19 protein-coding genes, 1 riboswitch and 1 other annotated feature are annotated in these 25,670 nt (G+C 29.3%); of the genes, 16 read left to right on the plus strand and 3 right to left on the minus strand.

Annotated elements, in window-relative coordinates:
* Positions 1-95: 95 nt before the first annotated feature.
* The gene (gene leuS, locus AC2A4K_RS04085; RefSeq protein ID WP_322504238.1) at positions 96-2,546 is read right to left on the minus strand and encodes a leucine--tRNA ligase; all 2,451 of its coding nucleotides are present in this window, start codon (positions 2,544-2,546) and stop codon (positions 96-98) included.
* A gap of 90 nt (positions 2,547-2,636) precedes the next feature.
* Positions 2,637-2,843 (minus strand) — a binding site (T-box leader).
* A gap of 160 nt (positions 2,844-3,003) precedes the next feature.
* Here leuS and AC2A4K_RS04090 point away from each other — a divergent pair.
* The 4 genes from AC2A4K_RS04090 (at position 3,004) to AC2A4K_RS04105 (ending at position 4,993) form a co-directional block, all read left to right on the plus strand.
* A complete protein-coding gene (locus AC2A4K_RS04090) occupies positions 3,004-3,147 on the plus strand; it encodes a hypothetical protein (RefSeq protein WP_322504237.1) in 144 nt (47 codons plus the stop codon).
* 159 nt (positions 3,148-3,306) lie between these two features.
* Entirely contained in the window at positions 3,307-3,480 is a 174-nt protein-coding gene (locus tag AC2A4K_RS04095; protein WP_322504236.1) for a hypothetical protein, read from the plus strand.
* A gap of 35 nt (positions 3,481-3,515) precedes the next feature.
* Positions 3,516-3,695, plus strand: coding sequence for a hypothetical protein (locus AC2A4K_RS04100; RefSeq protein WP_322504235.1), 180 nt, complete (start codon positions 3,516-3,518; stop codon positions 3,693-3,695).
* 41 nt (positions 3,696-3,736) lie between these two features.
* Entirely contained in the window at positions 3,737-4,993 is a 1,257-nt protein-coding gene (locus AC2A4K_RS04105; RefSeq protein WP_322504234.1) for a chloride channel protein, read from the plus strand.
* Between the two features lie 129 nt (positions 4,994-5,122).
* Here AC2A4K_RS04105 and AC2A4K_RS04110 read toward each other — a convergent pair whose 3' ends face one another.
* Positions 5,123-5,689: an NUDIX hydrolase gene (locus AC2A4K_RS04110; RefSeq protein WP_322504233.1), complete on the minus strand. Its 567-nt coding sequence runs from the start codon at positions 5,687-5,689 to the stop codon at positions 5,123-5,125.
* Between the two features lie 460 nt (positions 5,690-6,149).
* Here AC2A4K_RS04110 and AC2A4K_RS04115 point away from each other — a divergent pair, with 460 nt between their 5' ends.
* From AC2A4K_RS04115 to AC2A4K_RS04130, 4 genes are all read left to right on the plus strand, one after another.
* A complete protein-coding gene (locus AC2A4K_RS04115; RefSeq protein ID WP_322504232.1) occupies positions 6,150-6,509 on the plus strand; it encodes a hypothetical protein in 360 nt (119 codons plus the stop codon).
* 410 nt (positions 6,510-6,919) lie between these two features.
* A complete protein-coding gene (locus AC2A4K_RS04120) occupies positions 6,920-11,803 on the plus strand; it encodes a S8 family serine peptidase (RefSeq protein ID WP_322504231.1) in 4,884 nt (1,627 codons plus the stop codon).
* A gap of 602 nt (positions 11,804-12,405) precedes the next feature.
* The gene (locus AC2A4K_RS04125; protein ID WP_322504230.1) at positions 12,406-13,392 is read left to right on the plus strand and encodes a biotin--[acetyl-CoA-carboxylase] ligase; all 987 of its coding nucleotides are present in this window, start codon (positions 12,406-12,408) and stop codon (positions 13,390-13,392) included.
* 175 nt (positions 13,393-13,567) lie between these two features.
* Positions 13,568-14,683 (plus strand): NERD domain-containing protein, encoded by a 1,116-nt coding sequence (locus AC2A4K_RS04130; RefSeq protein WP_322504229.1) that lies wholly within the window; start codon positions 13,568-13,570, stop codon positions 14,681-14,683.
* A gap of 98 nt (positions 14,684-14,781) precedes the next feature.
* On the opposite strand, the gene AC2A4K_RS04135 is transcribed toward AC2A4K_RS04130, so the two are convergent.
* Entirely contained in the window at positions 14,782-14,973 is a 192-nt protein-coding gene (locus AC2A4K_RS04135; RefSeq protein WP_322504228.1) for a hypothetical protein, read from the minus strand.
* A 479-nt stretch (positions 14,974-15,452) separates the two neighbouring features.
* Between AC2A4K_RS04135 and AC2A4K_RS04140 the strand changes: the two genes are divergently transcribed.
* From AC2A4K_RS04140 to purC, 8 genes are all read left to right on the plus strand, one after another.
* Positions 15,453-16,187 (plus strand): DUF4184 family protein, encoded by a 735-nt coding sequence (locus tag AC2A4K_RS04140; protein ID WP_322504227.1) that lies wholly within the window; start codon positions 15,453-15,455, stop codon positions 16,185-16,187.
* Between the two features lie 213 nt (positions 16,188-16,400).
* Positions 16,401-16,706, plus strand: a complete 306-nt coding sequence (locus AC2A4K_RS04145; protein WP_322504226.1) for a hypothetical protein — start codon at positions 16,401-16,403, stop codon at positions 16,704-16,706.
* 299 nt (positions 16,707-17,005) lie between these two features.
* Entirely contained in the window at positions 17,006-17,656 is a 651-nt protein-coding gene (locus tag AC2A4K_RS04150) for a dUTP diphosphatase (protein WP_322504225.1), read from the plus strand.
* Between the two features lie 205 nt (positions 17,657-17,861).
* Entirely contained in the window at positions 17,862-18,647 is a 786-nt protein-coding gene (gene kduD / locus AC2A4K_RS04155; protein WP_322504323.1) for a 2-dehydro-3-deoxy-D-gluconate 5-dehydrogenase KduD, read from the plus strand.
* Between the two features lie 143 nt (positions 18,648-18,790).
* Positions 18,791-18,895: riboswitch (TPP riboswitch) on the plus strand.
* Positions 18,896-19,044: 149 nt separating this feature from the next.
* A complete protein-coding gene (gene thiC / locus AC2A4K_RS04160; RefSeq protein ID WP_322504224.1) occupies positions 19,045-20,355 on the plus strand; it encodes a phosphomethylpyrimidine synthase ThiC in 1,311 nt (436 codons plus the stop codon).
* A gap of 239 nt (positions 20,356-20,594) precedes the next feature.
* Entirely contained in the window at positions 20,595-24,398 is a 3,804-nt protein-coding gene (locus tag AC2A4K_RS04165; RefSeq protein WP_322504223.1) for a phosphoribosylformylglycinamidine synthase, read from the plus strand.
* Between the two features lie 66 nt (positions 24,399-24,464).
* Positions 24,465-24,944, plus strand: a complete 480-nt coding sequence (gene purE / locus AC2A4K_RS04170) for a 5-(carboxyamino)imidazole ribonucleotide mutase (RefSeq protein WP_322504222.1) — start codon at positions 24,465-24,467, stop codon at positions 24,942-24,944.
* On the plus strand, positions 24,944-25,651 hold the full coding sequence (gene purC, locus AC2A4K_RS04175) for a phosphoribosylaminoimidazolesuccinocarboxamide synthase (RefSeq protein ID WP_322504221.1): 708 nt from the start codon (positions 24,944-24,946) through the stop codon (positions 25,649-25,651). Before purE ends, purC begins: the two co-directional genes overlap by 1 nt.
* Positions 25,652-25,670 lie beyond the last annotated feature (19 nt).

Genomic DNA, 25,670 nt, shown 5'->3' on the forward strand with positions numbered 1-25,670 from the left:
TAATATAATATATAACTTGATGTTAAAAAGTGTTAATTATTAAGGTTAATTAGTAATTTTCAATTAATCAAAAAATTTGCAACGTTAATATTATATTACTTAACAACTATATTTACAAGTCTACCTTTTATAACTATTACTTTAACAACTGTTTTTCCTTCAGTTGCAGCTACGATTTTCTCATCGGCTAAAGCAGCAGCCTTGATTCCTTCTTCATCTAAATCAGAAGAAACCATTATTTTGTTTTTGATTTTTCCGTTAACTTGAATAGCTATTTCAACTTCATCTTTAACTAAAGCTTTAGGGTCAAATTTTGGCCATGCTTCATTGAAGATTGAGTATGAATTTTCAAGTAAGTTCCATTGTTCTTCACTAAAGTGAGGTGCAAATGGTGCTAATAATCTTAAATAATCAGAAACAACTTCTTTTAAGAAATCAAGATTCATTTCTTTTTCTTGAGTGTATTTAGATAAAGCATTTATGAATTCCATCATTCTAGCTATTGCTGTGTTAAATTGAAGTTTATCTGTATCATCTGTAACAGATTTTATAGTATTGTGTCTCCAGTAGTTAAGCTCTTTTTCAGCCTTATCTATTGTAGTTTTATTATTTTCACCTTTGTTTATAGCTTCTCTAGCAGTGTCTATGATTCTTTCAATTCTTTCAACGAATCTGTTTACAGATTTGATTCCATCATCACTCCAAGCTCCACCTTCAGTGTAAGCAAAACCAAACATTAGATACATTCTAAATACGTCTGCACCATATTCTTGGATGTAATCATCAGGAGAGATTGTATTTCCTTTAGATTTACTCATTTTTAATCCATCTGGTCCTAAGATTAATCCTTGGTGAGTTAATGAAGTAAATGGCTCATCAAAGTTTAAGTATCCCATATCTCTTAATGCTTTAGTTATAAATCTTGCATAAAGAAGGTGCATACAAGCATGCTCAGGTCCACCAACATATTTATCAACAGGTAAGATCTTGTTGATTAGCTCAGGATTAAATGGAGCCTCTGTGTTTTTATTATCAGGGTATCTTAAGTAGTACCATGATGAACATACGAAAGTATCTAAAGTATCAGTCTCTCTTTTAGCTGGTTTTCCACAGTGAGGACAAGTTGTGTTAACAAATGACTCACTCTTAGCTAGTGGAGATTTTCCGTCTGGAGCAAACTCAACGTCGTATGGTAATTGAACTGGTAATTGACTTTCAGGTACAGGAACTATACCACACTCTTCACAATAAACTATAGGAATTGGAGCTCCCCAATATCTTTGTCTTGAAACTAACCAGTCTCTTAATCTGAAGTTAACTTTCTTTTCTCCAAGATCCATTGAAGCTAGTTTTTCAACTATTTTTTCTTTAGCTTCAGCTGTAGTTAATCCATCAAATTCTCCTGAATTAACTAATATACCATGTTCGCAGAATGGAAGCTCAGTTTCGCTACCATCTTTAGCAGCTATAACCCTGTTTATTGGAAGATTGAATTTTTCAGCGAAAGCAAAGTCTCTTTCATCATGAGCTGGAACGGCCATAACAGCACCAGTGCCATAAGTAGCTAAAACATAATCTCCAACCCAGATAGGAACTTCCTTACCTGTTAGTGGGTGAATAGCATAAGAACCAGTAAATACACCAGTTTTTTCTCTTGAGATAGATTGTCTTTCTATATCAGACTGTTTTTTAGCTTCTTCCTTGTAATTTTCAACAGCTTCTCTTTGGTCTTCTGAAACTATTTGATCTACTAATGGGTTTTCTGGAGCTAAAACAACGTAACTAACTCCACATAAAGTATCAACTCTTGTTGTAAATACATCAAAGCTTAAATCACTATCTTTAACTTTGAAATTAACTTGAGAACCAGTAGATCTTCCTATCCAGTGCTTTTGCATAGAAACTGTTTTTTCAGGCCAATCTAAACCGTCTAATTTATCTAATAATTCATCAGCATAATCAGTTATTTTAAAGAACCATTGAGTAAGATCTTTCTTAGTAACCTCTGTTGAACATCTTTCACATTCACCATCAACAACTTGCTCGTTAGCAAGAACTGTTTGACATGATGGACACCAGTTTACAGGAGCTTTTTTTCTATAAGCTAATCCTTTTTCATATAATTTTAAGAATAACCATTGAGTCCATTTGTAGTATTCTGGTGAACAAGTTACGACCTCATTATCCCAGTTAAACATAGCTCCCATAGCTTTTAATTGTTCTTCCATTTTAGCTATATTTTTGATTGTAGAATCTTGTGGGTGAATTCCTGTTTTTATAGCAAAGTTTTCAGCTGGTAAACCAAAAGCATCGAATCCCATAGGTTGGAATACATTGTATCCTTGCATTCTCTTAAATCTAGCCCATGAATCAACAGGTCCATAGTTAAACCAGTGACCTGCATGTAATTGGCTACCTGAAGGGTATGAGAACATCTCTAAAACATAAAGTTTCTCACCTTCTTTATTTGGATCAAATTTATAAAGGCCTGATTCAGACCACTTATCTTGCCATTTCTTATCTATGGCAGTACTGTAGTTACCCATTAACTAATCCTCCTCTAAGTTTATATAATTAATATTATTTACCAGAATCAAATAAAAACAAACAAAAAAAAACCTTTGTCTCTTAAAATATTAAGAGACGAAAGGATATTCGCGGTACCACTCTTATTAGGAAAATTTCTTTTCCTCACTCGATATTATAACGGGATTTCCCGTATGTGCTTTTTTTCACACATATGCTCATAGGCAAGTTCATATTTTCATACCATTGTGTCACAGCAAACCACAACTCTCTTTAGGCTATGAAGTAATATTACTACTCCTAATCAAAGCTTTTAATGATTCAGTTTTTATATATTATATATCAAAAGTTTAAAATAAGTCAATTAAAGTTTCTAATAAATACCTAGGATGAAAAATTTATAATTACAAAAGATATTTTTGAAGTATTTTTATTTAAAATTAAGCTTCAATAGAAATAGAAAGAGGTAAAATAATTATGGAAAAAAAATTAAAATCAGCAACAAATAATCAATGGACATCAACAACTGTTGATCCTAACATGGTTCCTGCGAAGGATAGGCAACCAAAGACTGCAGGAGATAACCAATGGACATCAACTTCTAAAAACCCAATGAAATAGCAAGATTATGGACTTAATTTAGAAATCAAATTTTTCTAAATTAAGTCCATTCTTTTTATTAATTTAAAAATCAACTTTCAATAAGTAATCAAATTTAAGTTAAGAAAATATATTAAGTTAAAAGGATTAAAGTTAATTAATGTTTCAAAGGAGGAGAGTATGTTAAGTGGATTATTGGGAGGTCTATTTGTTGCATGGATTTTAAGTTTATTTGATTTTGATAGTATGGTAATAAATTCAATACATGAGGTTTTTGATATAGAGGTATCAAAAGATCTTTATTATGTTATTTTTGCTTTGATAGGATTAATAAGTCATATTTTGAAATATTGACGTTTTTATATTAGTAAATATAGGGAGTGAATTAAGTGTTAGGTGGATTATTATGGGGTTTATTAATTGCTTGGATATTAAGTATATTTAATTTTGATCGTATGTTTATAAATGCGGTATATGAGCTTTTTGGACTAAGAATATCAAGTGATGTGTATTATGTAGTACTTGCATTATTAGGATTAATATGTGGTATTATAAATAAAGAGGATTAAATGTTACAAAACAAAGGATTAGTTAAGGAGAAACTTTAGGAATGAAAAAATATTTTAGTTTAGGAATTTTAATTCTTTATGGTGTATTTCTAGGAGGAATAGTAGGAGCTGTCAGTTGGCTTTTTTTATCTATTGTTAGTTTAGGAATACATTTTATATGGAATGAATTACCTGGAAAATTTAATTTTCCATACTGGACAATATTAGTATGTAGTATTGGTGGAATTTTAGTAGGATTATGTCAAAAATATTTAGGGGAATATCCAAAACTTATGCCAGAAGTTATGGCAGAATTCAAAGAAACCAAGAGAGTAGATTATAAAAATGTTCCAAAGGCCTGTGTATCAGCCTTAATTACCTTATTTTTTGGAGCAAGTTTAGGACCAGAAGCTGCTCTTGTTAATATTATAGGAGGACTTTCTACTTTAGTTGGAGATGTTTTAAAATGGACTGTTAAGGACAAAGAGTTACAAAAATACGATAGTGTAGTAACACAATTTAGTATGGAAGCTGCATTAGGACTTATATTTCATGCACCATTAATAGGACTAACACCTTTAATAGAAGATGATGATTCTAAAGTAAGAAAGAATATTAAAACAATAATTTATTCAATTACAACAGCTGCTGGATTTGCTGTTTTAATTCTATTATCGCAAATTGATAATAGACCATCTTTTATAGTTCACTTTGGAAATTTTAGTCTTGGAATTGGTGAAGTAGTATCAATAATACCATTAATAGTTTGTGGAATTTTAATGGCATTATTATATGGATTATATGGGAAAATTCTACATAAAGTTTTTTTACCCTTAAAAAACTATAAGATAATAAGAGCATTAATTGGAGGACTAATTTTAGGTATAGTTGGTACACTATTACCATATACACTATTTTCAGGAGAACATGAAGTAAAAGAATTGGTTAAGGAATGGAGTACTTTATCAGTATGGATTCTTATATTAATTAGTTTAGTGAAATTGTTCCTAACAGAGGTTTGTTTATCTACTGGATGGAGAGGTGGACACATATTTCCAGTAATATTTTCAGGAGTTTCAATGGGATATGCTCTTTCAGCCATATTCTCAATTGACCCAGTTGTCACAGTTACTATAATTACAACTGCATTTACAAGTGCGGTTTTAAGAAATGCTGTAGTTACTTTACTTTTGTTAGTATTATTCTTCCCAAGTTCATTAATATGGGTTATGTTAATAGCTGCATTTTTATCAGCTTATGTCTTAAAGAAATGGGATGCACGAGGAAATCAAAAAGAGGATATTAAAAAGGTTGCATAATTTTTATAATAAATAATTAAACTTAAAAATGAATTTAGTAGTTTAAAAGCTATGTCTTAAATAAATAGGATTTTTAGATATTATCTAAAAATACATATGAATTTAAGACATAGCTTTAATTTTTTTATCTTAAAATTTAGTTTGAGTTTCTAGTTTGCTTATTAGCTTTTCATATATTGGAATCATGTGAGGTTCACTACAATAATCTTTTATTTTATCAAAAGGAATCCACATAACACCACTATTTTCATCTTCCTTAAGAGTAAGTGATTCATTTTCAGAGCATTCAATTAAATAAGTAAGATTTAGATGTAGGTGAGATGATACATATTCACCTCTTTTTATATGACCATTTACAGTCAAAACATCTAGTGCAAAAGCTTTCTCTAGAAGAGGTTTAGCATCCTTAACACCAGTTTCTTCTTTTAATTCTTTTAAAGCAACTTGAAGTTGATCTTCATCTCCATCTGAATGACCGCCAGTCCATGCCCATGAATTATATATATTATGATGAATCATCAAAAACTTATTTCTATCTTTATTTACTGCAAAGGCAGAACTAGTTAAATGGGTAATTGTATTATTTCTTGTTAATATATCATCAAAATCATTTAAGCATTTTAAAAATAATTCTTTATCTTTTTTTTCTTGTTCATTAAATGGAATATAATTTTTTATATCCTTAATATAGTTCATCTTAAACACCACCTAAGTATTTTTTTATTTAAATTATATCTCATAATAAAAGGGAATGTATGTTAAAAAGAATAAATTTTTATACTAGGTGCTTAGGTCTCGTTGTTTTAACTTATTTAAAATTTTAATATTAACAATAGAAGATTAATAACATTGATTTATATGATACCATTTATTTTTGAAATTTATTAATTAGAGAATCTCTATGAAAACATATATTTTTGTGCACATTAACAAAAAATTAATTAAAATTTAAATAAATATTTCCTTTTTTTCTTTTGTAAGATATAATCATATTACTAATGGGAATTAAAGTTAATCTAAATAACTTTTAATATTTTATTGCCGATTAGGATCAAAATATAAAAATTATATTATCTTTTTATATAATTAAAAAAGATAGAAATACTAATTATTATAGGTAAAGAGTACAAAGGAAATAAGTAAGGAGATGATTTTGATGGAAAAAAATATAGAAATTAATAAGGGCATAGTTTCAACTTGTAAAGAGGAATATTCAAATGCTATGGCTTTAGTAAAAGAAAAGTTAGAAATATATTTAGATGAGCCAAAAGTTTTTTCAAATGAGTATGCTTTAGGTACACCAGGATTTAAAGATAATTTAAGAGATAATATCCAAAGAGCCTCTGCAATAATTTTTGATTTTGTGGCAGTTTATAAGAGATACGAAGAAAATGAAGATATAAAACATATTTTAGAAAAGGCAAGAAATGTTTATGCTGTATTAGGAGAAGCATCAATAAATATTAATAGTGATGTTTTAGAAGCATTAAGAAGAATTTCAACAATAGAATTTTAATAATTTTTATAAAAAGGTTAGTAACTTTTAAAGTTTACTAGCCTTTTTATTTTTGGCGCTGTTTTATGTGAACATTGGTTTGGGGATAACTCTTCAGATCTAGCTAAAAATCAATACTAGTTTAAAACAGAGTCTTATTTTTCTATAAATTTCAAAGAATATTATTTTCTACATGAAAAAATATTACTAAAGATAAATAAAAAATTAACTTGATCAAGTTAAAAAATAATAAATTTATATTATTAAGAAAATAAATGTAATATATTTACAAAAGAATGGAGTTACATTATAATCGAATTTACATTGATAAAATGATAAAAATATTCATTTTATGTTTGGGGTTTATTAAATAAAATGAAAAAATATTATGTAATTGTTATCAGTGATTTAAATGAAGAGGGGGAAATTTTATGATTAAAAGGAAAGTAAAGTCCATGTGTGGGCTTTCTTTAGCATTGGTCTTAGCCGCTAATGTTAGTCCGGTAGTTTCTTATGCTACGGTTAGAGAGGAAAATGGTAATGACTCTAAAATTACTAGAGAATATAAACTAGATTCTTCATATCTAAAAAAGGATGATGCTGAGGTTGTTGAGAAAAAAATTATTGATGGTGTTGATACAAAAACAGATGAAAATATTTCTGTAATAGTTGAATTTGTAAGTCCACCAAAGGCAGAGGAGTTTAATAAAAGTGGAGAAGCAAAGATGTTTGCCCAAGATAAAGTTGAGAGAGATCATCAAGTTTTTGAGGGATTTTTAAATTCTATGCCTAAAAAATACAACTCAAAAGGTAATACATCTATAGAATATTCTTATAAAGAAGTATTCAATGGGGTTAGTTTAACAATACCAGGATCAGAAGTAAAAAATCTACTTAATTGTTCAGTAGTAAAAAGAATACATCCAGATGTAGAAGTACAAGTAGATTTACCTGAAAAGGTTGAAACTAATAGTGAAGGAATAACTAATAAGCCAGAGGGAAAAATGGCAGATAGTATTCCTCATATTGGAGTAGATGAGTTACACAAAGAAAATGTAACAGGAAAAGGAGTTAAGGTTGGTGTTTTAGATACAGGAATAGACTACAATCATCCAGACTTAACTAATGTATATAAAGGATTTAGAGCTGAAGATGGAGATGCTAATTCTCAAGATATGGACAATGTTATTGGATGGGACTTCATAGGTGGAGATGCAGATCCAATGGAAACTACCTATGAGGATTGGCAAGAGAGTGGAGAACCAGAGTTTGATTCCAGGGGAAATGCTTATTATACAGCTCATGGAACTCACGTATCTGGAACAATAGCAGGACAGGCTGAAAATACAGAAAATAAGATGGCAGTTAAAGGAGTAGCACCTGATGTAGAGCTTTATTCATATAGAGTTCTTGGTAAATATGGTTCTGGAGCTACTTCAGGAATAATAGCGGCTGTAGAAAAGTCTGTTAAAGATGGAATGGATGTAATTAATATGTCTTTAGGAAGTCCTAGTGGGACTCCATTTGACCCGTTAGTAACAGCTGTTAATAATGCTTCTTTAGCAGGGGTTGTAACTGCAATATCTAATGGTAATTCAGGTCCAAATCCTGTAACGGTAGGTTCTCCTGGTACTGCTCAGTTACCAATAGCAGTGGGAGCTTCAACAACACCTTTAATCGTAGCTGATTATGAGTTAGAGGTTGGAGAAGGAATAAAACTAACAACTGCCAATCAAGTTATAACAGATTTTTCAAAATCTATAGAAAGTTCTCATAATAAAGAGTATGAAGCTGTTTATTGTAACTTAGGCTATGCAGAAGACTTTAATGGGAAAGATTTAACAGGAAAGGTAGCCCTAGTGGATAGAGGAGATATTACATTTGTCGAGAAGGCTACAAATGCAAAAAATGCTGGTGCAGAGTATGTAATTATAATGAATAACACTACTGCTAATGAAATTCCTAATCAAGGAGAGAGTAAGGCTGCAAATGCAATAGCTGTAAACCAAGCTGAGGGAGAAATAATAAAAGCTAATTTATCTGATGAAGGAACTATAACTTTATCATTAAATAAACTTTCAGATAAAGAACTTAAAGGAGATGAGATTACTGAATTTAGCTCAGCTGGGCCAGTTCTTACAACGGATGAAATAAGACCAGACATTGTGGCTCCAGGAAGTCAAATATTCTCTACAGTTCCAGAGTATATGAATGATAAGAATACAGAAGTAGATGATTATTCAGTTGCTTATGGAAGAATGAGTGGAACATCAATGGCAGCTCCACATATAGCTGGTGTGGCTGCGCTTATACTTCAAGAAAATCCAGATTATAAGCCAGAAGATGTTAAAGCTGTAATGATGAATACATCAGAAAATCTAAATCAATTTAGAGGTGATGAATATAGTGTTCATCAACAAGGAGCAGGAAGAATCAATGCTTATGAAGCGGTTTATGATGATACTCATATAACTGCTGAAAATATAGTTTATGACGGAGTTGATAATAGAGAACTTGTTAATAAAACAGGCTTACTTTTCTTTGGAAAATATTCTAAAGAGGAAGAGAAGCCCAGTGATAAATCTAAAATAATTCCTATAACAATAGAAAATAATTCAGATAGTGAAAAGACTTATAATGTAAGTGTTAAGTATTCAGAAAGTGATAGAGCGAAAGATGCGGTAACTAATGGGGTTACTGTTAATATGGAAGATACTATTACTGTAGAGCCTAATTCTAGTGTAACAGTAGATGCAACTCTGAATATGCCAGGAAGTGCTGAAACTGGAATATACGAAGGTTATATAGTTATTGTTGAAGAAAATAGTCAAAAAGATTATCAAATGCCATTCTCTGTATCATATAAAAATTCAGGATTTGATCAATTATTTTATCCAAGTATGATGGGTGGATTCGCTGAAGGACTTACATCTATGACTTCATCAGATTTATTCAATAGAGATGAAACACAATCAAATCTGTATGCAGATATAGAGGTTGGAATTCAAATAAATGAACCTGTTTCTCAAATATATGGATTTGTTAAATATAAAGAAAGTGGAGAGTATTTAGGATATGCTGGTGGAGATATGGATGCTTCATGGATGCCAACAGGTAGTCAGGTCCTTATAAGTGCATTGGTTCCAAATGGAAGAATCCAAAAGCTTAAAGATGGAAATATAACTAATGAGCATATTTTACTTGAAAATGGTATTTATGAGTTAGAGTTAGTTGCCGTAAGACCAGATGGAACTACATTCAAAGGTTCACTACCTATGGCAATAATAAACGATGCTGAAGAAAATAAAATGTCATTAAATTTTGAACCAGGAGTAACTGAGGTTACTGAAGATATGTATTCAACTAAGGCTTGGGCTGATGGAAATAACTATGAGGCTTTATGGGTTGAAGGAAATATAAGTAATGGAATAGTTGAAGAACTAAAAACAAAGTATGGTATGGATTACTTAGATCAATCTGAGGTAAATAATCCTTTATTCACTTATGTAACAGGTGGTGGAATGCTTTCACCTTTAGGAGCTTGGGCTAAAGAAGATGGAGATTTCTTATTGGCTGGTATAGAAAAAGCTGATTTAGAAAAGGGACCTTTCGTATTAGAAGGTAGATCTATTAATCCAGGTAAAGTTGCTTCTAAATCAGAACCTTATATTTTTATAAATGAGGGAGAAAGTTATTTAGAATTTAAATTAGATAAAGATTATGCAAAGACAGGAGAAGAAGTTAAAGCTGCTTTAGCATTTAATAATGTTGAAGATGTAGCAAAGGGTACTTTTGTTCTTTATGATTTTGGAAATGCTATTTATGATGTTGCTGATATACAACCTTCAGAAGCATTAAAGGCAGAATTAGAAAAAAATAATAATGAAATTGATATAAACTTTGAAAAAGTAGCTTCAGATTATGATACAAAGACTAGTTACAAAATAAGCTTTGAAATAACTGGTGATAAGGTTGTTGGAATAACTGGTGATTTAGATTTATTTGATATAACTTACAAGTTATCTGATATAAGAGGAATTAATGAGGACTTTTTTGTAAGTATAGGTGAATTTACAAACAATGCTTTTGCATGTAGTGATGCTACTTTCCAAAATTCTAATGGACAAGACGTAAAAGTAGAGAGTAAAACTGTTAAAGATTTTATCAAATCAGTAGACACTAAAGAAACTTTAGTTTATGGATCTATAGCAATGACTGGTTTGGGTTCAACAGATATAGAAATATATGCTTTAGATAGTAAAGGCAATAGATATGATACTGATAATGAAAAAACTTATAGATATGATAGATTATATTCATTTAATCTTCCAATTACAGATGGCGAATATAAAATTATTGCTGAAATGCCAGGACACTTTAATGTTATAGGTAATATTAAAGGGGGAAAATATGTAAATGGAGAATTAGTTGGTAGACAAGTTAATCTAGATACAGATAGTTACTTTGCTCCAAATTTAAGAACTATAGCAGGAGATGCAAACGAAGATGGAGCAATTGATATGCATGATGTTAATATTGTTATGAGCTATTTAGATAAGGAAATTCAAAACACCGAAGGAAATTCACCTGATTTTGATCAAAATGGAACTGTCACTATTGAAGATTTTATAGCTTTATTTAATAACTATGGAAAACAAAATTTCAACATAGATGATTCTAAAGTTCCAGAGTTACTTGTTGATGGAAAAGATATAATAGATGTACTTGAAGAATTAGGTTTATTTGAAAATGGAGAAGGATTTGGTATAGAACTAAATAAAGACGTAAATGAATCATTCCAAGGAGAAAAAGTAACATTTACAGCTAATACAGAATATGATCCAGGATACTATACTTTTAAATTCTATACTAGAAAAGATGGAGAAGCAGAATGGACTTTATCAAGAGAAGAAAGTCAAGATCCCGTATTTGAATGGACTCCAGAAGAGGCTGGTAACTATGAAGTCAAGGTTAGATCACTTCATCCAAGTGGACAAGAAATTCAAGATACTACTACTCATCTTGTTAAATCATTAGATAGTATAGTTGTATCTCCTGTAAATAACTTTAGAGCTACAACTATAAATAAGAAAGATGTAACTGTAGAGTGGAAGGCACCAGAGAATGCTGAAGGATTAACAGGTTATGTTCTTTATAAAGATGGTAAAAAAGTTGGAGAAGTAGATGCAGATGACACTAGTTATACATTTAAGGGATTAAATAGACATACAATTTACAACTTCAAAATAGCTGCTAAGTATGTCAATGATGAACTATCAACTAAGGAATCATTAACACTTAGAACAGATAGATAAAAAAGATTTAAAGACCTATTAAAGTGTAAAAGAAAATTATATTATTTAGGACTAAGATATTTATACTAAGATTTAAATTTGATTAGGATTACTTTCTAGGGCCCTAAAACTTAAAACTTCTTTGATTTTAGAAGACTTAAGTTGATTTAGGGACTTAGATTTATGATTACTTAAAGTATAAATCTTAAATATATGTTCTTAAGATTTAATATAGTTTCTCATGTTTACAACTTTATAAGGTCTTTTTTTATATGTTTTAGGTGAATGTTGATTTTTAGCTAGCCCTTTAGACCTACATAATTTTAAGTGAAAATCAAAATTTTTAATTTTGTATTTTGAACTTATACATTTGAGTAAAGCGAAAATGTGCTTCCTAATTTTTAACAAGGATTAATTAGAATTGTAGACTTTAATTATTAAAAAGGTTGCCAATAGAGAGTATAAAAAATATAATCAAGGTAAGTATTAATTAGTAATAAAGAGAGTTAGTATTATCAATCTTTTATAAAATAAAGATTTTCTTTGAATATATAAGAATAAATTTAGTGAAAAATTTATTACAGGAAAAATTAATTTTTAAATAGAAACAGGAGGCAGGCTTAGTGTCAGTTAAAGAGTCAGTATTAAAGATTCTAGAAGAAAATAGGGAGACTAGCATATCAGGAGAGGAGCTAGCTAAATATTTATCAGTTTCTCGCGCAGCTGTATGGAAGGCCATAAACGCTTTAAGAGGAGAAGGATATAATATTACTGCTGTAACTAATAGAGGATATCAATTAACTAAGGATAATGATTTATTGTCAGTAGAGGGAATAAAGATTTTTTTAAACCCCAAATATAATGAAAATTATATAAGAGTATATAAAACTATAGATTCAACTAACCAAGAGGCTAAAAAAATTTTAATGGATGATGACATACCTCATGGAACAGTTTTAATTTCAGAAGAACAAACAGCAGGAAGAGGAAGATTTCAAAGAAAGTTTTTCTCACCATCTAATAAGGGTATATATATGAGTGTTATTTTAAGACCTAATATAGAACTCTCAAAGGCTATACATATAACAACCTCTGCAGCTGTGTCAGTTTGTAGAGCAATAGAAAATCTAACAAATAAGAGACCAAAGATAAAATGGGTTAATGATATATTCCTAGATGGGAAAAAGATTTGTGGAATATTAACAGAGGCAACTGGTAATTTTGAAAGTGGAAGAGTTGAGAATGTTGTTGTTGGAATAGGAATAAATTTTAAAACCAAGGAAGCTGATTTTCCAGATGATATTAAAGATGTTGCAGGATCTATATTTAAGGGAGAAGAGCCTAATATTACAAGAAATCAGTTAGTTGCTGAAATATTAAATGAGCTTCTTTACATGTGTGATAATTTAGAGGATAAAAGTATAATGGAAGAGTATAAGGTTTTATCTTTTGTCTTAGGAAAAGAAGTAAGTTTCTTAAAGAATAACAGGTTAAATAAGGCCAAGGCTATTGATATTAGTAATGAAGGTGCTTTAGTTGTTCAGTATAAAAATGGTGAATTAGACTGCTTAAATTCAGGAGAAATATCAATCAAGACTTGTAAAAAATAATTGCAGTTGATTGTAGAATTAAAAAAAGTTAAAAACTTAATTCATTTATATGAAAAATTTTTTGAGTGTTAGATGTATTTGTTATTAAAATATATCTAACACTTTTTATTTAGATAAATAATGAAATATTAACAAAATATTACAAAATATGCTACAATATGAATGAACAATTAGGATGAGGGTTGCTTATGTTGAAGGAACTTTTTTGGGAATTTCATCTATAAAAGGTCCTATATGGCTTAAGGAATTTAGTGAATACAATAGACAATTAGAAGACTTAAAAGAGTTAAGTTGTAAAGTGAAAAGTGAAAAAAAGAATTTTATAGATAGAGATATTATGCATTTAAACTATGGAATAGAGGGAGAGAAAAATGTTAGTTATGAAATAAAAAATTCCTTTATCCCTATGTTAGCTTTGCATGATATTAGGATAGAAGACGGAGAAGCAGTAGCTCAAATGGATTATGTCCTAATAACTAAAAGTTTTATTTTAGTTCTAGAAACTAAAAAATTAACTGGAGATATAAGTATAAATGAATCAGGAGAGTTTATAAGATACTTTAAAAATAAAACAGGAAAAGTTTATAAAAAAGAGGGAATATATAGTCCAGTAGCACAAAATGAAAGACATGTTAGAATATTAACTGAATACTTAAAGAAAAATAAAATAATTAAAAAAGTGCCAGTTTATTCATGTGTAGTTATTGCAAATTCAAAAAGTGTTATAAATAAATATAAGGCGCCAAAAGAAATAAAATCTCAAATAATAAAATATGATCAGTTAACATCTTTTATAAATTCAAAACTTCAGTATCATAAAAAATTAAAGGATGGTATAAATTTTGATGAGCTTATGTATTCAATAGGAAACTTTCTAGTTGAAAACAATAAACCTATTAAGTTTGATTATTATAAAAAATATTCTTTAAGTGAAGTTGATTTTATTGAAAAAGAAGGTTTAGAAGAAAAATTAGAAAGTAATAATAAAAATCAATTTATTAAGGAGTATCTTGAAGAAGATGATGATTATTTTAAAAAAGAAAATAATTTAAAAAGCAAAGATATAATCGAACATAACAATAACGAGGAATTAAAAAATAAGCTTAAGAAAGTTAGAATTTCCTTTGCAATAAAAGAAAAATTACCAGCATATTATATTTTTAATGATGAAACACTAGAAGATATTTTGAATAAAATGCCAAAAACTAAGGAGGAACTTTTAAAAGTTAGGGGCTTTGGTAAAGTAAAAGTTAATAAATATGGTGAAGAAATTATAGGCGTTTTAAATTAAGGCTCTGTTTTAAACTAATGTTATACATAAACTAAAGGGAGTCCATTGGACTGCCTTTAAATCTTTTTAACAGGTAATTTGATTGGAATGTAAAGTAACTAATATTCATAGATATCAGCGTTACACTTATCACATGTACCGTTATTACGCTTATATTCCTCTTCTGATATTTCAGTTTCGCAAGTGTCACAGGCGAATATTTCGTCTCCTTTATATTCAAAGTTCCTTAGGAATTGCTCATTATTTTCCTCTTCATCATATTGATAATATGATTTTATTTTATTTAACATCTTAATTCCACCTTTCTAAATTTTAGTTTTAATGCTTCGGATTATCATCATATTTTTCACTTAAGTATATCATAAATTTTCATGTTAAAATATTATTTAGTCTTTCGTTACATAATACCCATGTTCTTTACTTATAACCTATTTTCAGAGAGGTATCACATATTAAGATTCATTTAAAACATAGTCTAAATTAAAAATGAAATTGACTAGAGAAAAAGAATTGATTCTGTTACCTTCTAATGTTATATTTTTCTTTTTAATGATTTAATCAAAGGAATTAGTATATAGAATTTGATTTTTTATAATTATAATAGCTATAGATATTATTATGTGTTTAGGAAGAAGGAGGCAGTTTTAAAATAAGTATAAAAACAATTCAATTGGATATTAATAGATTGAAAGCAAATTATTAATCATTTTTAGGACACTCTTTATGTGTTATAATAGGATAACATTTAACATATGAGGGGGGACTAGGTATGCCTTTTACGCTGGCACATCCAGCAGCTGTGCTTTGCTTGAAAAATAAGAGATTTAATTTTACAGCTTTAGTTTTAGGGAGTATGGCACCTGATTTTTTATACTTTTTAAATTTTAGACCTTATGGTAATTTAGGACATGAGATTTTAGGCTTTTTTATATTAAATTTACCCCTATGTATTTTATTAGCTTATTTTTTTCAAAATTTTATAAAGAGCCCATTAATAAGTCATTTACCAAGACCATTTGATGGATGGTATGGATACTTGAGAACAGAACAATTTGGTTTACATTCTTGGAAAGAGGGGCTTGTTTTTATATATTCAGCTTTATTAGGAATGGTAACTCATATAATATGGGATGCTTTTACTCATAAAACAGGTTTTTTTGTTGAACATATTTCTTTTCTTCAAAAAAAGGTGTTAACTTTAGGAGATTATAATGTTTATGGATATAGTTTATTACAACATGGAAGCACTTTAATTGGAATAATTATAGTTTTATGGTTTCTTTATGAAATTAGAGATAATAGAAATAGAATTTTATGGGGGCATAAAAGTTTTAAGGAAAAATTAATTTATGATTTAATAGTGATTTGTGTTACTGTGCTAGTTTTATTTTTAAGTTATGTAGTCTTTAAATATTTCAATATGAGTTATGGAATAGGCAATTTAGTAATAGCAATTATAAATGGAATTTTCATCGGGATTATTATTGCTACATTTAAAAATTAAATTATATATCATTTATTATTAAAAAAGTTAAGTAGATATAAGAACTTTAATCTATTTAACTTTTTATTATTTTATATAAAAATTGAGTATTCAACTAAAAAATAAATTAGATATTTAATTAGTTATTTAATTTTTAATCATAGTAGAGTTCACTTAAAGTTGTGTTAAATGGTATAATATAGCTATTAAAGATCAATTGAAAGGAACGAGAGTATGGATAAAATTCTTTTAATACAAAACATATTAGAAGCATTGGTATTTGTTGTGTCAGCAATTTTTTTTGCAGTTATATATGGATTTATTGATAAAAAATATAAATTATCAGACAAAATTTTTGGAGCTTTTAAAATGAATCCTAAGAGAGAATGGATTGTTCATGTTATTATAGCTCTTATATTGATTGTAGTTGTTTATTACTTAGGAGCCTATGTATTTAAAATATCTGGATTAATAATTATTGGTATAATAGGAGCGATTGCTGGAATTGGTATCTATAATTCAAATAGAAATAATTTTTAAAATTAAATATTACAAGATAGAAGAGCAGAATTAATTTAAAGTCTGTTCTCTTTTATTTTGTATATTAAGATGAAAGTAATAAAAAATACTATTTTTATTCACTTAAGATAAAGTATATATTTAAAAATTTATAGTTAATTATGAATTAATATAAGTAAAATGTTGCAAATGTAAGCTAAAGGAAAATATATTAATAAAATGTTAATAAAAAGCCTCTGCTTTGAGAATTTAAAGAATTTAAGTGTTTGTGAATATATAGAAAGTAAAATATACTTTTACTAAAGATGGAGGTGAGTTTAATGGCTGGTGAACAAAGAATTAGAGATGTTTATATTGAATATCAAAATGGTGGAGAGACTCCTAAATATGAGACACCATTAGCCGCTGGAGCAGATGTTTTTGCAGCTAAAGATATGGTTATAAGACCTTTTGAAAAAGTGGCAATTCCATTAGATTTAAAGTTTGCAATTCCTGATAATATGGAACTTCAAATTAGAGCTAGAAGTGGACTTTCTTTAAGAACAAATCTGAAAATTTCAAACTCAATAGGAACTATTGATGCTGATTCAGTTAGCAATATATCAGTAATTTTAGAGAATAATTATAATATAGCTAATCTTCCTTATGAAATAGCTAATGATATAAGTATATTAGATGACTTAAAAAATAATTATACAGAGGTAAGATTAAGTGAATATTTAGAGTCGAAAGGACATGATTTAAGTTCTTATGAAGAAGAAGGAAAGAGAGCTTATAAAAAGTTATTAAAAACATATATTTATTTAGATAAGAATGGAAATCCATATGGAAGTATATATATAAAAAAAGGAAATAGAATTGCCCAAATGGTTTTAGCTAAATATTATAAGGCTAACTTTATAGAAACTGATGATGTTTCAAAATTCAAAAGTGTAAATAGAGGTGGCGGATTTGGTCACACAGGTTTCTAAATATTTTTGATTAATTTGTAGATAAGATTTAAATTATAATATATTAAAAAGACGGAATATAAGAAAGTTTTAGAATGAGATAACAACTTATTCTAAAGCTTTTTTATTTTATTAATTTTAATTATATTCACAAGAAGTTGAAAATGTTTTCTGTAAGAGGTAGTATAAAATATGAATAAGTTTTAAAACTTTCAAAGGGGTTGAGATTGTGAATAGTTTAAGTGATTTTTCAATGGATTATTTTTCATTACATGGAAAGGTAGCTATGGTTACTGGTGGAAATAAAGGTATAGGACAGGCTATTTCTGTTGCTTTAGCAAAGGCTGGAGCGGATTTGTGTATAGTGGTTCATAGTGAAAAAGATTTAGATGAAACAAGAAAATTAATAGAAAAAGAAAGAAGAAGGGTTGAATTTATTCAAGCTGATTTAGAAGAGAAAACTGATGTTATAAAAGTTATTGAAGAGAGTAAAAAGCTTTTTGGGAAAATAGATATTTTAGTTAATAATGCAGGTACCATAAAAAGAAATAGTTTATTTGAATATACTGATGAAGATTGGCAATTCGTCTTAGATGTTAACTTAAATAGTGTTTATTATTTAAGTAAAGAGATAGCAAAAACTATGGTAAAAAATAGACATGGTAAAATAATAAATATAGCTTCAATGCTTTCATTCCAAGGAGGTAAATATGTTCCAGCTTATACTGCAAGTAAGCATGCAGTAGCAGGACTAACAAAATCCTTTGCTAATGAACTAGCTGAATTTGGAGTAAATGTAAATGCTATTGCACCAGGCTATATAAAAACGGCTAATACAGAAGAATTAACTTTAAATGCTAGTAGAAATTCAGAGATATTATCAAGGATACCAGCAGGTAGATGGGGAGAGCCTTTTGATTTGATGGGAGCTGTAATATTCTTAGCAAGTAGAGCATCAGATTATATGGATGGACATATTTTAGCTGTTGATGGAGGATGGTTAGCTAGATAAGTGACTTGCAAAAAGTTGATGATGAAACCTATAATAAGTTTAAACAATTACTAAATTTTAGTGCATAATTACTTGTTTTTATAAATTTACTTGAAATTATAAAATTTTAATAGTATAATTTAGAAAAAAAGTAAATATTTAATCGTAAGTGCTAGGGGTGCATTTTATATGCTGAGAGGATAATAGCTATCTAACCCTTAAAACCTGATGTAGTTAGTACTACCGTAGGGAAGCATAAACTGTTGTTTATTTATATTTATGCTAAAAATTTGTATAAGTATATCTATATAAGTGTTTATTAAGCTTGCCTTATGGCAAGCTTTTATTTTTTATAAAAAACTAGGATCCTATATTAATTTAACTGCGCAGTTAAAAAATTAAAATAAGGAGAACTAATATGAATTACACAACTCAAATGGATGCTGCTAAAAGAGGCATAATAACAAAGGAAATGCAAGTGGTTGCAGAAAAAGAAGGTATTAATGTTCAAACTTTAATGAATTTAATGGCTGAGGGAAAAGTTGTAATACCAGCTAATAAAAAACATAAGAGCATAAGTGCAGAAGGTGTTGGACAAGGGTTAAGAACTAAAATAAATGTTAATCTAGGAATTTCAAAGGATTATGCCAATATAGAATTAGAGTTAGAAAAGGTTAAAAAAGCCATAGAAATGAATGCAGAATCCATAATGGATTTAAGTAACTATGGTAAAACTTATGATTTTAGGAAAAGACTTGTTGAGATATCTACAGCTATGATAGGAACTGTACCAATGTATGATGTAGTTGGGTTCTATGATAAAGAACTTAAGGATATAACTATTGATGAATTTTTTGAGGTTGTAGAGAAACATGCAAAAGATGGAGTAGATTTTGTTACTATACATGCTGGATTAAATAGAGAAGCAGTTGAAACTTTTAGAAGAAATAAAAGATTGACTAATATAGTTTCTAGAGGAGGATCTCTCCTTTTTGCATGGATGGAATTAAATAATAGAGAAAACCCTTTCTATGAATATTTTGATAGATTATTAGATATATGTGAAAAGTATGATTTAACCTTAAGTTTAGGTGATGCTTGTAGACCTGGTTCAATAGCTGATTCAACTGATGCTATACAAATAAAAGAGTTAATTACTCTTGGAGAGTTGACAAAAAGAGCTTGGGAAAGAAATATTCAAGTAATAATAGAGGGACCTGGGCATATGGCAATGAATGAAATAGAAGCTAATGTTTTATTAGAGAAAAAATTATGCCATGGAGCACCATTTTATGTTTTAGGCCCAATAGTAACTGATATAGCACCAGGGTATGATCATATAACGAGTTCCATAGGAGGAGCTATGGCAGCTTCTTATGGAGCAGATTTTCTTTGCTATGTAACACCAGCAGAACATTTAAGACTTCCTAATTTAGAAGATGTAAGGGAGGGAATAGTTGCTTCAAAGATAGCAGCACATGCGGCAGATATAGCAAAAGGAATCCTAGGAGTAAGAGAGAGGGATAATAAAATGAGTGAGGCTAGGAAAAGATTAGATTGGGATGAGATGTTTTCTTTAGCCATAGACAGTGAAAAAGCAATTAGGTATAGAAAAGAATCGAATCCTGAACATAAAGATAGTTGTACAATGTGTGGGAAAATGTGTTCTATAAGAAATATGAATAAGATTCTAGAGGGAAAAGATATAAATCTTTTAAGAGAAGATTAAAAATATTGGAGATATATTAAAAGGAAGATTATTCTAAACTTTTAATATATCTCTATTTTTATGATTAAATACGAATTATTTTGGAATATAAATGATAAAAAGATGATTAAATATATTAAAAACCGAACGTTTAAATAAATTTAATTATTGACAATACGTATTTATAATGATATTCTCTATTTAACGAATGATTAATATTTAATCATAAATAATGTTCGTGTTTTGAATGGGGGATTAAAATGTCTGGTATTAGAATGGTATTTGTAGAAAAAAAGGCTGGTTTTAATGTTGAAAGTCAGATATTACTTAAAGATTTTAAAGATAACTTAAGAGTCGAAGCTTTAGAGGATATAAGAGTTTTAAATAAGTACATACTAGGAAATATGGAAGAAGAGCAGTATATAAGGACTGTAAATACTATTTTGTCAGAAGCTCCAGTAGATAGAGTTTATGAAGAAAATTTTGAAATAGGACAAGATGAAAATGCTTTTGGTGTTGAATATTTACCAGGACAGTATGATCAAAGAGCTGATTCAGCTTCAGAGTGTATAATGCTTCTTACTGAGGAAGCAAAAGTTCCTGTTAAATCATCAAAAATCATTGTTTTAAAAGGTGATTTAAATGATGAAGAGATAGATAGGATAAAAGCTTATTATATTAATCCTGTTGATTCAAGAGAAGTAGATCCATTATCAAAAGTTTTAGAAGATAACTTAGATGAACCTAAGGGCGTTGAAGTTTTAAATGGATTTTTGAATCTAACTGAGGAGGAACTTAAAAACTTTCATATAGAAAATTCTTTAGCTATGAGTTTAGAAGATTTAAAAATGATAAGAGATTATTTTAAATCAGAAGATAGAAATCCAACAATAACTGAGATTAAAGTTATTGATACTTATTGGTCAGATCATTGTAGACATACAACTTTTGAAACAATAATTAGAGATGTTGAAATAGAAGAAGGTCAATATTCAGAACCTATTAAAAAAGCTTATGAAGATTATAGAAATTCAAGAGCGTATGTTTATGAAGATAAGTTAGAGACTAGAGATATTAAATTAATGGATTTAGCTACTATAGCAATGAAAGAACTAAGAAAAAGAGGAAAACTTGATGACTTAGATGTTTCAGATGAAATAAATGCTTGTTCTATAAACATAGAGATAGAAACAAATAATGGAACTGAAAAATATCTTTTAATGTTTAAAAATGAGACACATAATCACCCAACGGAAATAGAGCCTTTTGGAGGCGCGGCAACTTGTTTAGGAGGAGCTATTAGAGATCCACTTTCAGGAAGAAGTTATGTCTACCAAGCTATGAGAGTTACAGGCGCAGCAGATCCAACAGCTGGAATTGAAGAAACTTTAAAGGGAAAGTTACCTCAAAGAAAAATAACCTTAGGAGCTGCACATGGATATAGTTCATATGGAAATCAAATTGGACTTGCAACAGGACAAGTAGCAGAGATTTATCATCCAAATTATGCTGCTAAGAGAATGGAAGTTGGAGCAGTAATAGCAGCTGCACCAAAAGAGAATGTTGTAAGACTTGAACCTTCAAAGGGAGATATTGTAATACTTCTTGGAGGAAGAACAGGAAGAGATGGTATTGGAGGAGCCACTGGTTCTTCAAAGGAACATACAGAGGAATCAATAAATCAATGTGGAGCAGAGGTTCAAAAGGGGAATGCTCCAACAGAGAGAAAAATTCAGAGACTTTTTAGAAATAAAGAAGTAGCTCAAATGATAAAGAGATGTAATGATTTCGGAGCTGGTGGAGTATCAGTAGCCATTGGAGAATTATGTAGAGGTATTGATATAGATTTAAATAAGGTTCCTAAAAAATATGCGGGACTAGATGGAACAGAACTTGCAATATCAGAATCTCAAGAAAGAATGGCAGTTGTTGTTGAAGCTAAGAATGCCAAGAGATTTATAGAACTTTCAGAAGAAGAAAATCTAGAATCTACAATTGTAGCGGAAGTTACAGATACAGATAGATTGAGAATGATGTGGAAAGACAAAACAATTGTTGATATAAAGAGGACTTTTTTAGATACAAATGGGGCAAAACAAGAGATTTCTTTAAAGGTAAAATCACCAAGTGATTATCCATACGAAGTTAAAAATTGTGATGTTAAAGAAGAATGGTTAAAATCACTAAGAAATTTAAATATTTGTAGTCAAAAAGGATTAATTGAGAGATTTGATTCAACTATAGGCGGAGGAACAGTTCTTATGCCTCTAGGTGGAAAATATCAATTAACACCAGCAGAGGGGATGGCTGCTAAGATTCCGGTTTTAGGAGGAGAAAGTAAAGAAGCTTCCCTAATGACATATGGATTTAATCCTTATTTAGGAGTATGGAGCCCATTCCACATGGCATTTTATTCAGTTATTGAATCAGTAACAAAAATAGCTGCTATGGGAGGAGATTATAAAAAGGTTAGATTAACCTTCCAAGAATACTTTGAAAAGTTATTAAAGGATAAAGAAAAATGGGGTAAGCCTTTTGCAGCTTTACTAGGAGCTTATAAAGCTCAAATGGATTTAGGATTACCAGCAATTGGTGGAAAAGATTCAATGTCAGGAAGTTTTGGAGACTTAAATGTTCCACCAACTTTAGTTTCATTTGCAGTAGGACTTGAAAATGCTTCAAGAGTTATTTCACCTGAGTTTAAGAATATAGGATCAACTTTAGTTCTTGTGAAGAGTGAAAGATTAGAAGATGGAACTTTAAATATGGAAGAATTCAAAAATAACTTAGAAAAGCTTTATGAATTAATAGGACAAGAAAAAGTAATTTCAGCATATTCTCTTAAGTTTGGAGGAGTATCAGAAGGAATTACTAAGATGTCATTAGGAAATAAAATTGGGGCAGAATTAAATAATGTTTCTCAAGAAGAGCTTTTTGGATTTAATTATGGAAGTTTAATCTTAGAGGTTAAGGACGGGGTTAACCTTGAAGAGGAATTTAAGGGAACTAATCATAAGGTTATAGGAAGCACAATCGTGGCTGATGTTATAAAGTGTGAGGAATATGATTTTGAGGTTTCATTAAGAGAGTTAGAAAAATGTTATGAAGAAAAACTTGAGGATGTATTTAAATCTAAAATAGAAAATGAAGAGGGATGTGTTTCAGATTTAATAAGCAATAGTGAAGATGGGGCAGATATTTTAGATAATGGACAAGTGCATATAGGAAAAGAAAAACTTAAATCAAAAATAACAATAGTAGAAAAACCAAGAGTAGTTATTCCAGTATTCCCAGGAACTAACTGTGAATATGATTGTAGAAGAGCCTTTGAAAAAGAGGGTGCTGAGGTTCATGAGGTTGTTATTAGAAATTTAAATAAAGAAGCTTTGATTGACTCAATAGACATGCTTAAAAGAGAAATTGATGAAGCTCAAATAATTATGTTACCAGGTGGATTCTCAGCAGGGGATGAGCCTGATGGATCAGCTAAGTTTATAGCTACAATATTTAGAAATCCTAAAATAAAGGATTCAGTTATGAAACTTTTAAATGAAAGAGATGGATTGATATTAGGTATTTGTAATGGCTTCCAAGCTTTAATTAAGTTAGGACTTCTTCCATATGGAGAAATAATTGATATTGAAGAAGATATGGCAACATTAACTTACAACAATATAAATAGACATATGTCATCTATGGTTAGAACTAAGATTACTTCTAAGAAATCTCCTTGGTTTAATGAGGTTTCACTTGGAGAAATTCACAATATTCCAATATCACATGGAGAAGGAAGATTTGTTGCACCAGAAGACTTGTTAAAGGAGTTAGCAGAAAACAATCAAATAGCTACTCAGTATGTTGACTTAGAAGGCAATGCAACTATGAATATGCCATATAATCCAAATGGTTCAAGCTTAGCAATAGAAGGAATAACAAGTAGAGATGGAAGAATCCTAGGTAAAATGGGCCATTCAGAAAGAATTGGAGATAATCTATACAGAAATATACTAGGACAATTCGACCAACAACTATTCAAGTCAGGTGTTAATTACTTTAAGAAATAATTAAGTTTGAAGGGCTAGCTAAAAATCAAAACTATAAAAACTTAAAAGTATAGGGAGGAAATTTTAATGAAGGTAGCAATATTTTTCGGAAGTAAGTCAGATATAGATGTTATGAAGGGAGCGGCAAATGCTCTTAAAGAATTTGGAGTTGAGTATAAAGCTTATGTTTTATCAGCTCATAGGGTTCCAGAAAAACTTCTTGAAACTTTAGAAAAAATTGAAAAAGAAGGCTGTGAAGTAATTATAGCAGGAGCAGGGTTAGCGGCTCATCTTCCAGGAGTTATAGCTTCTCATACTATACTTCCTGTAATAGGAGTTCCAGTAAGAGCGGCAGTAGAAGGAATGGATGCATTATTATCAATAGTTCAAATGCCAAAATCAATTCCAGTAGCAACTGTAGGAATAAATAATAGTTACAATGCAGGTATGTTAGCAGTTCAAATGCTTTCATTAAAATATCCAGAACTAAGAGAAAAACTAGTTCAATTTAGAATTGACATGAAACACAAATTTATAGAAGAAAATGGAGAAGGAGTAGAGTTATAATGGTTAATCAATTAGAAATGTTATATGAAGGAAAAGCTAAAAAAATATATGCAACAGATAAAGATGATATGGTAATTGTTCACTACAAGGATGATGCTACAGCATTTAATGGAGAAAAGAAAGCAGAGATTGAAAGCAAAGGTATTTTAAATAACGAAATTACTAGTCTTATATTTGAGATGTTAAATAAAGAAGGAATAAAGACTCACTTCATTGAGAAGTTAAATGATAGAGATCAATTATGTAAGAAGGTTGAAATAGTTCCTTTAGAAGTAATAGTTAGAAATGTTGCTGCAGGAAGTATGGCTAAGAGATTAGGTCTTGAAGAAGGATATGAATTAAAAACTACTGTTTTTGAATTATCATATAAAGATGATTCTTTAGGAGATCCATTAATAAATGATTATCATGCTGTAGGAATTGGAGCTACAACTTTTGAAGAATTAAATAAAATCTATGAAATAACTGCTAAAGTAAATGACGTTTTAAAGGAAGCTTTTAAAAAGCAAAATATAAACTTAATAGATTTCAAACTAGAGTTTGGAAGATGTAATGGAGAGATATTATTAGCTGATGAGATTTCACCAGATACTTGTAGATTCTGGGATGCTACAACTGGAGAAAAAATGGATAAAGACAGATTCAGAAGAGACATGGGAAATGTCATTAACGGATATAAAGAAGTTTTAAGTAGATTAAGAGGGTAAGTTTATATAAGTAATTAAG

The organism is Clostridium sp. LIBA-8841, from assembly GCF_057782475.1.

Coding starts and splice junctions, on each gene's coding strand:
- leuS (WP_322504238.1), bottom strand. CDS start 2,546: ATGGGTAACTACAGTACTGCCATAGATAAGAAATGGCAAGATAAGTGG.
- AC2A4K_RS04090 (WP_322504237.1), top strand. CDS start 3,004: ATGGAAAAAAAATTAAAATCAGCAACAAATAATCAATGGACATCAACA.
- AC2A4K_RS04095 (WP_322504236.1), top strand. CDS start 3,307: ATGTTAAGTGGATTATTGGGAGGTCTATTTGTTGCATGGATTTTAAGT.
- AC2A4K_RS04105 (WP_322504234.1), top strand. CDS start 3,737: ATGAAAAAATATTTTAGTTTAGGAATTTTAATTCTTTATGGTGTATTT.
- AC2A4K_RS04110 (WP_322504233.1), bottom strand. CDS start 5,689: ATGAACTATATTAAGGATATAAAAAATTATATTCCATTTAATGAACAA.
- AC2A4K_RS04115 (WP_322504232.1), top strand. CDS start 6,150: ATGGAAAAAAATATAGAAATTAATAAGGGCATAGTTTCAACTTGTAAA.
- AC2A4K_RS04120 (WP_322504231.1), top strand. CDS start 6,920: ATGATTAAAAGGAAAGTAAAGTCCATGTGTGGGCTTTCTTTAGCATTG.
- AC2A4K_RS04130 (WP_322504229.1), top strand. CDS start 13,568: ATGAGGGTTGCTTATGTTGAAGGAACTTTTTTGGGAATTTCATCTATA.
- AC2A4K_RS04135 (WP_322504228.1), bottom strand. CDS start 14,973: ATGTTAAATAAAATAAAATCATATTATCAATATGATGAAGAGGAAAAT.
- AC2A4K_RS04140 (WP_322504227.1), top strand. CDS start 15,453: ATGCCTTTTACGCTGGCACATCCAGCAGCTGTGCTTTGCTTGAAAAAT.
- AC2A4K_RS04145 (WP_322504226.1), top strand. CDS start 16,401: ATGGATAAAATTCTTTTAATACAAAACATATTAGAAGCATTGGTATTT.
- AC2A4K_RS04150 (WP_322504225.1), top strand. CDS start 17,006: ATGGCTGGTGAACAAAGAATTAGAGATGTTTATATTGAATATCAAAAT.
- thiC (WP_322504224.1), top strand. CDS start 19,045: ATGAATTACACAACTCAAATGGATGCTGCTAAAAGAGGCATAATAACA.
- AC2A4K_RS04165 (WP_322504223.1), top strand. CDS start 20,595: ATGTCTGGTATTAGAATGGTATTTGTAGAAAAAAAGGCTGGTTTTAAT.
- purE (WP_322504222.1), top strand. CDS start 24,465: ATGAAGGTAGCAATATTTTTCGGAAGTAAGTCAGATATAGATGTTATG.
- purC (WP_322504221.1), top strand. CDS start 24,944: ATGGTTAATCAATTAGAAATGTTATATGAAGGAAAAGCTAAAAAAATA.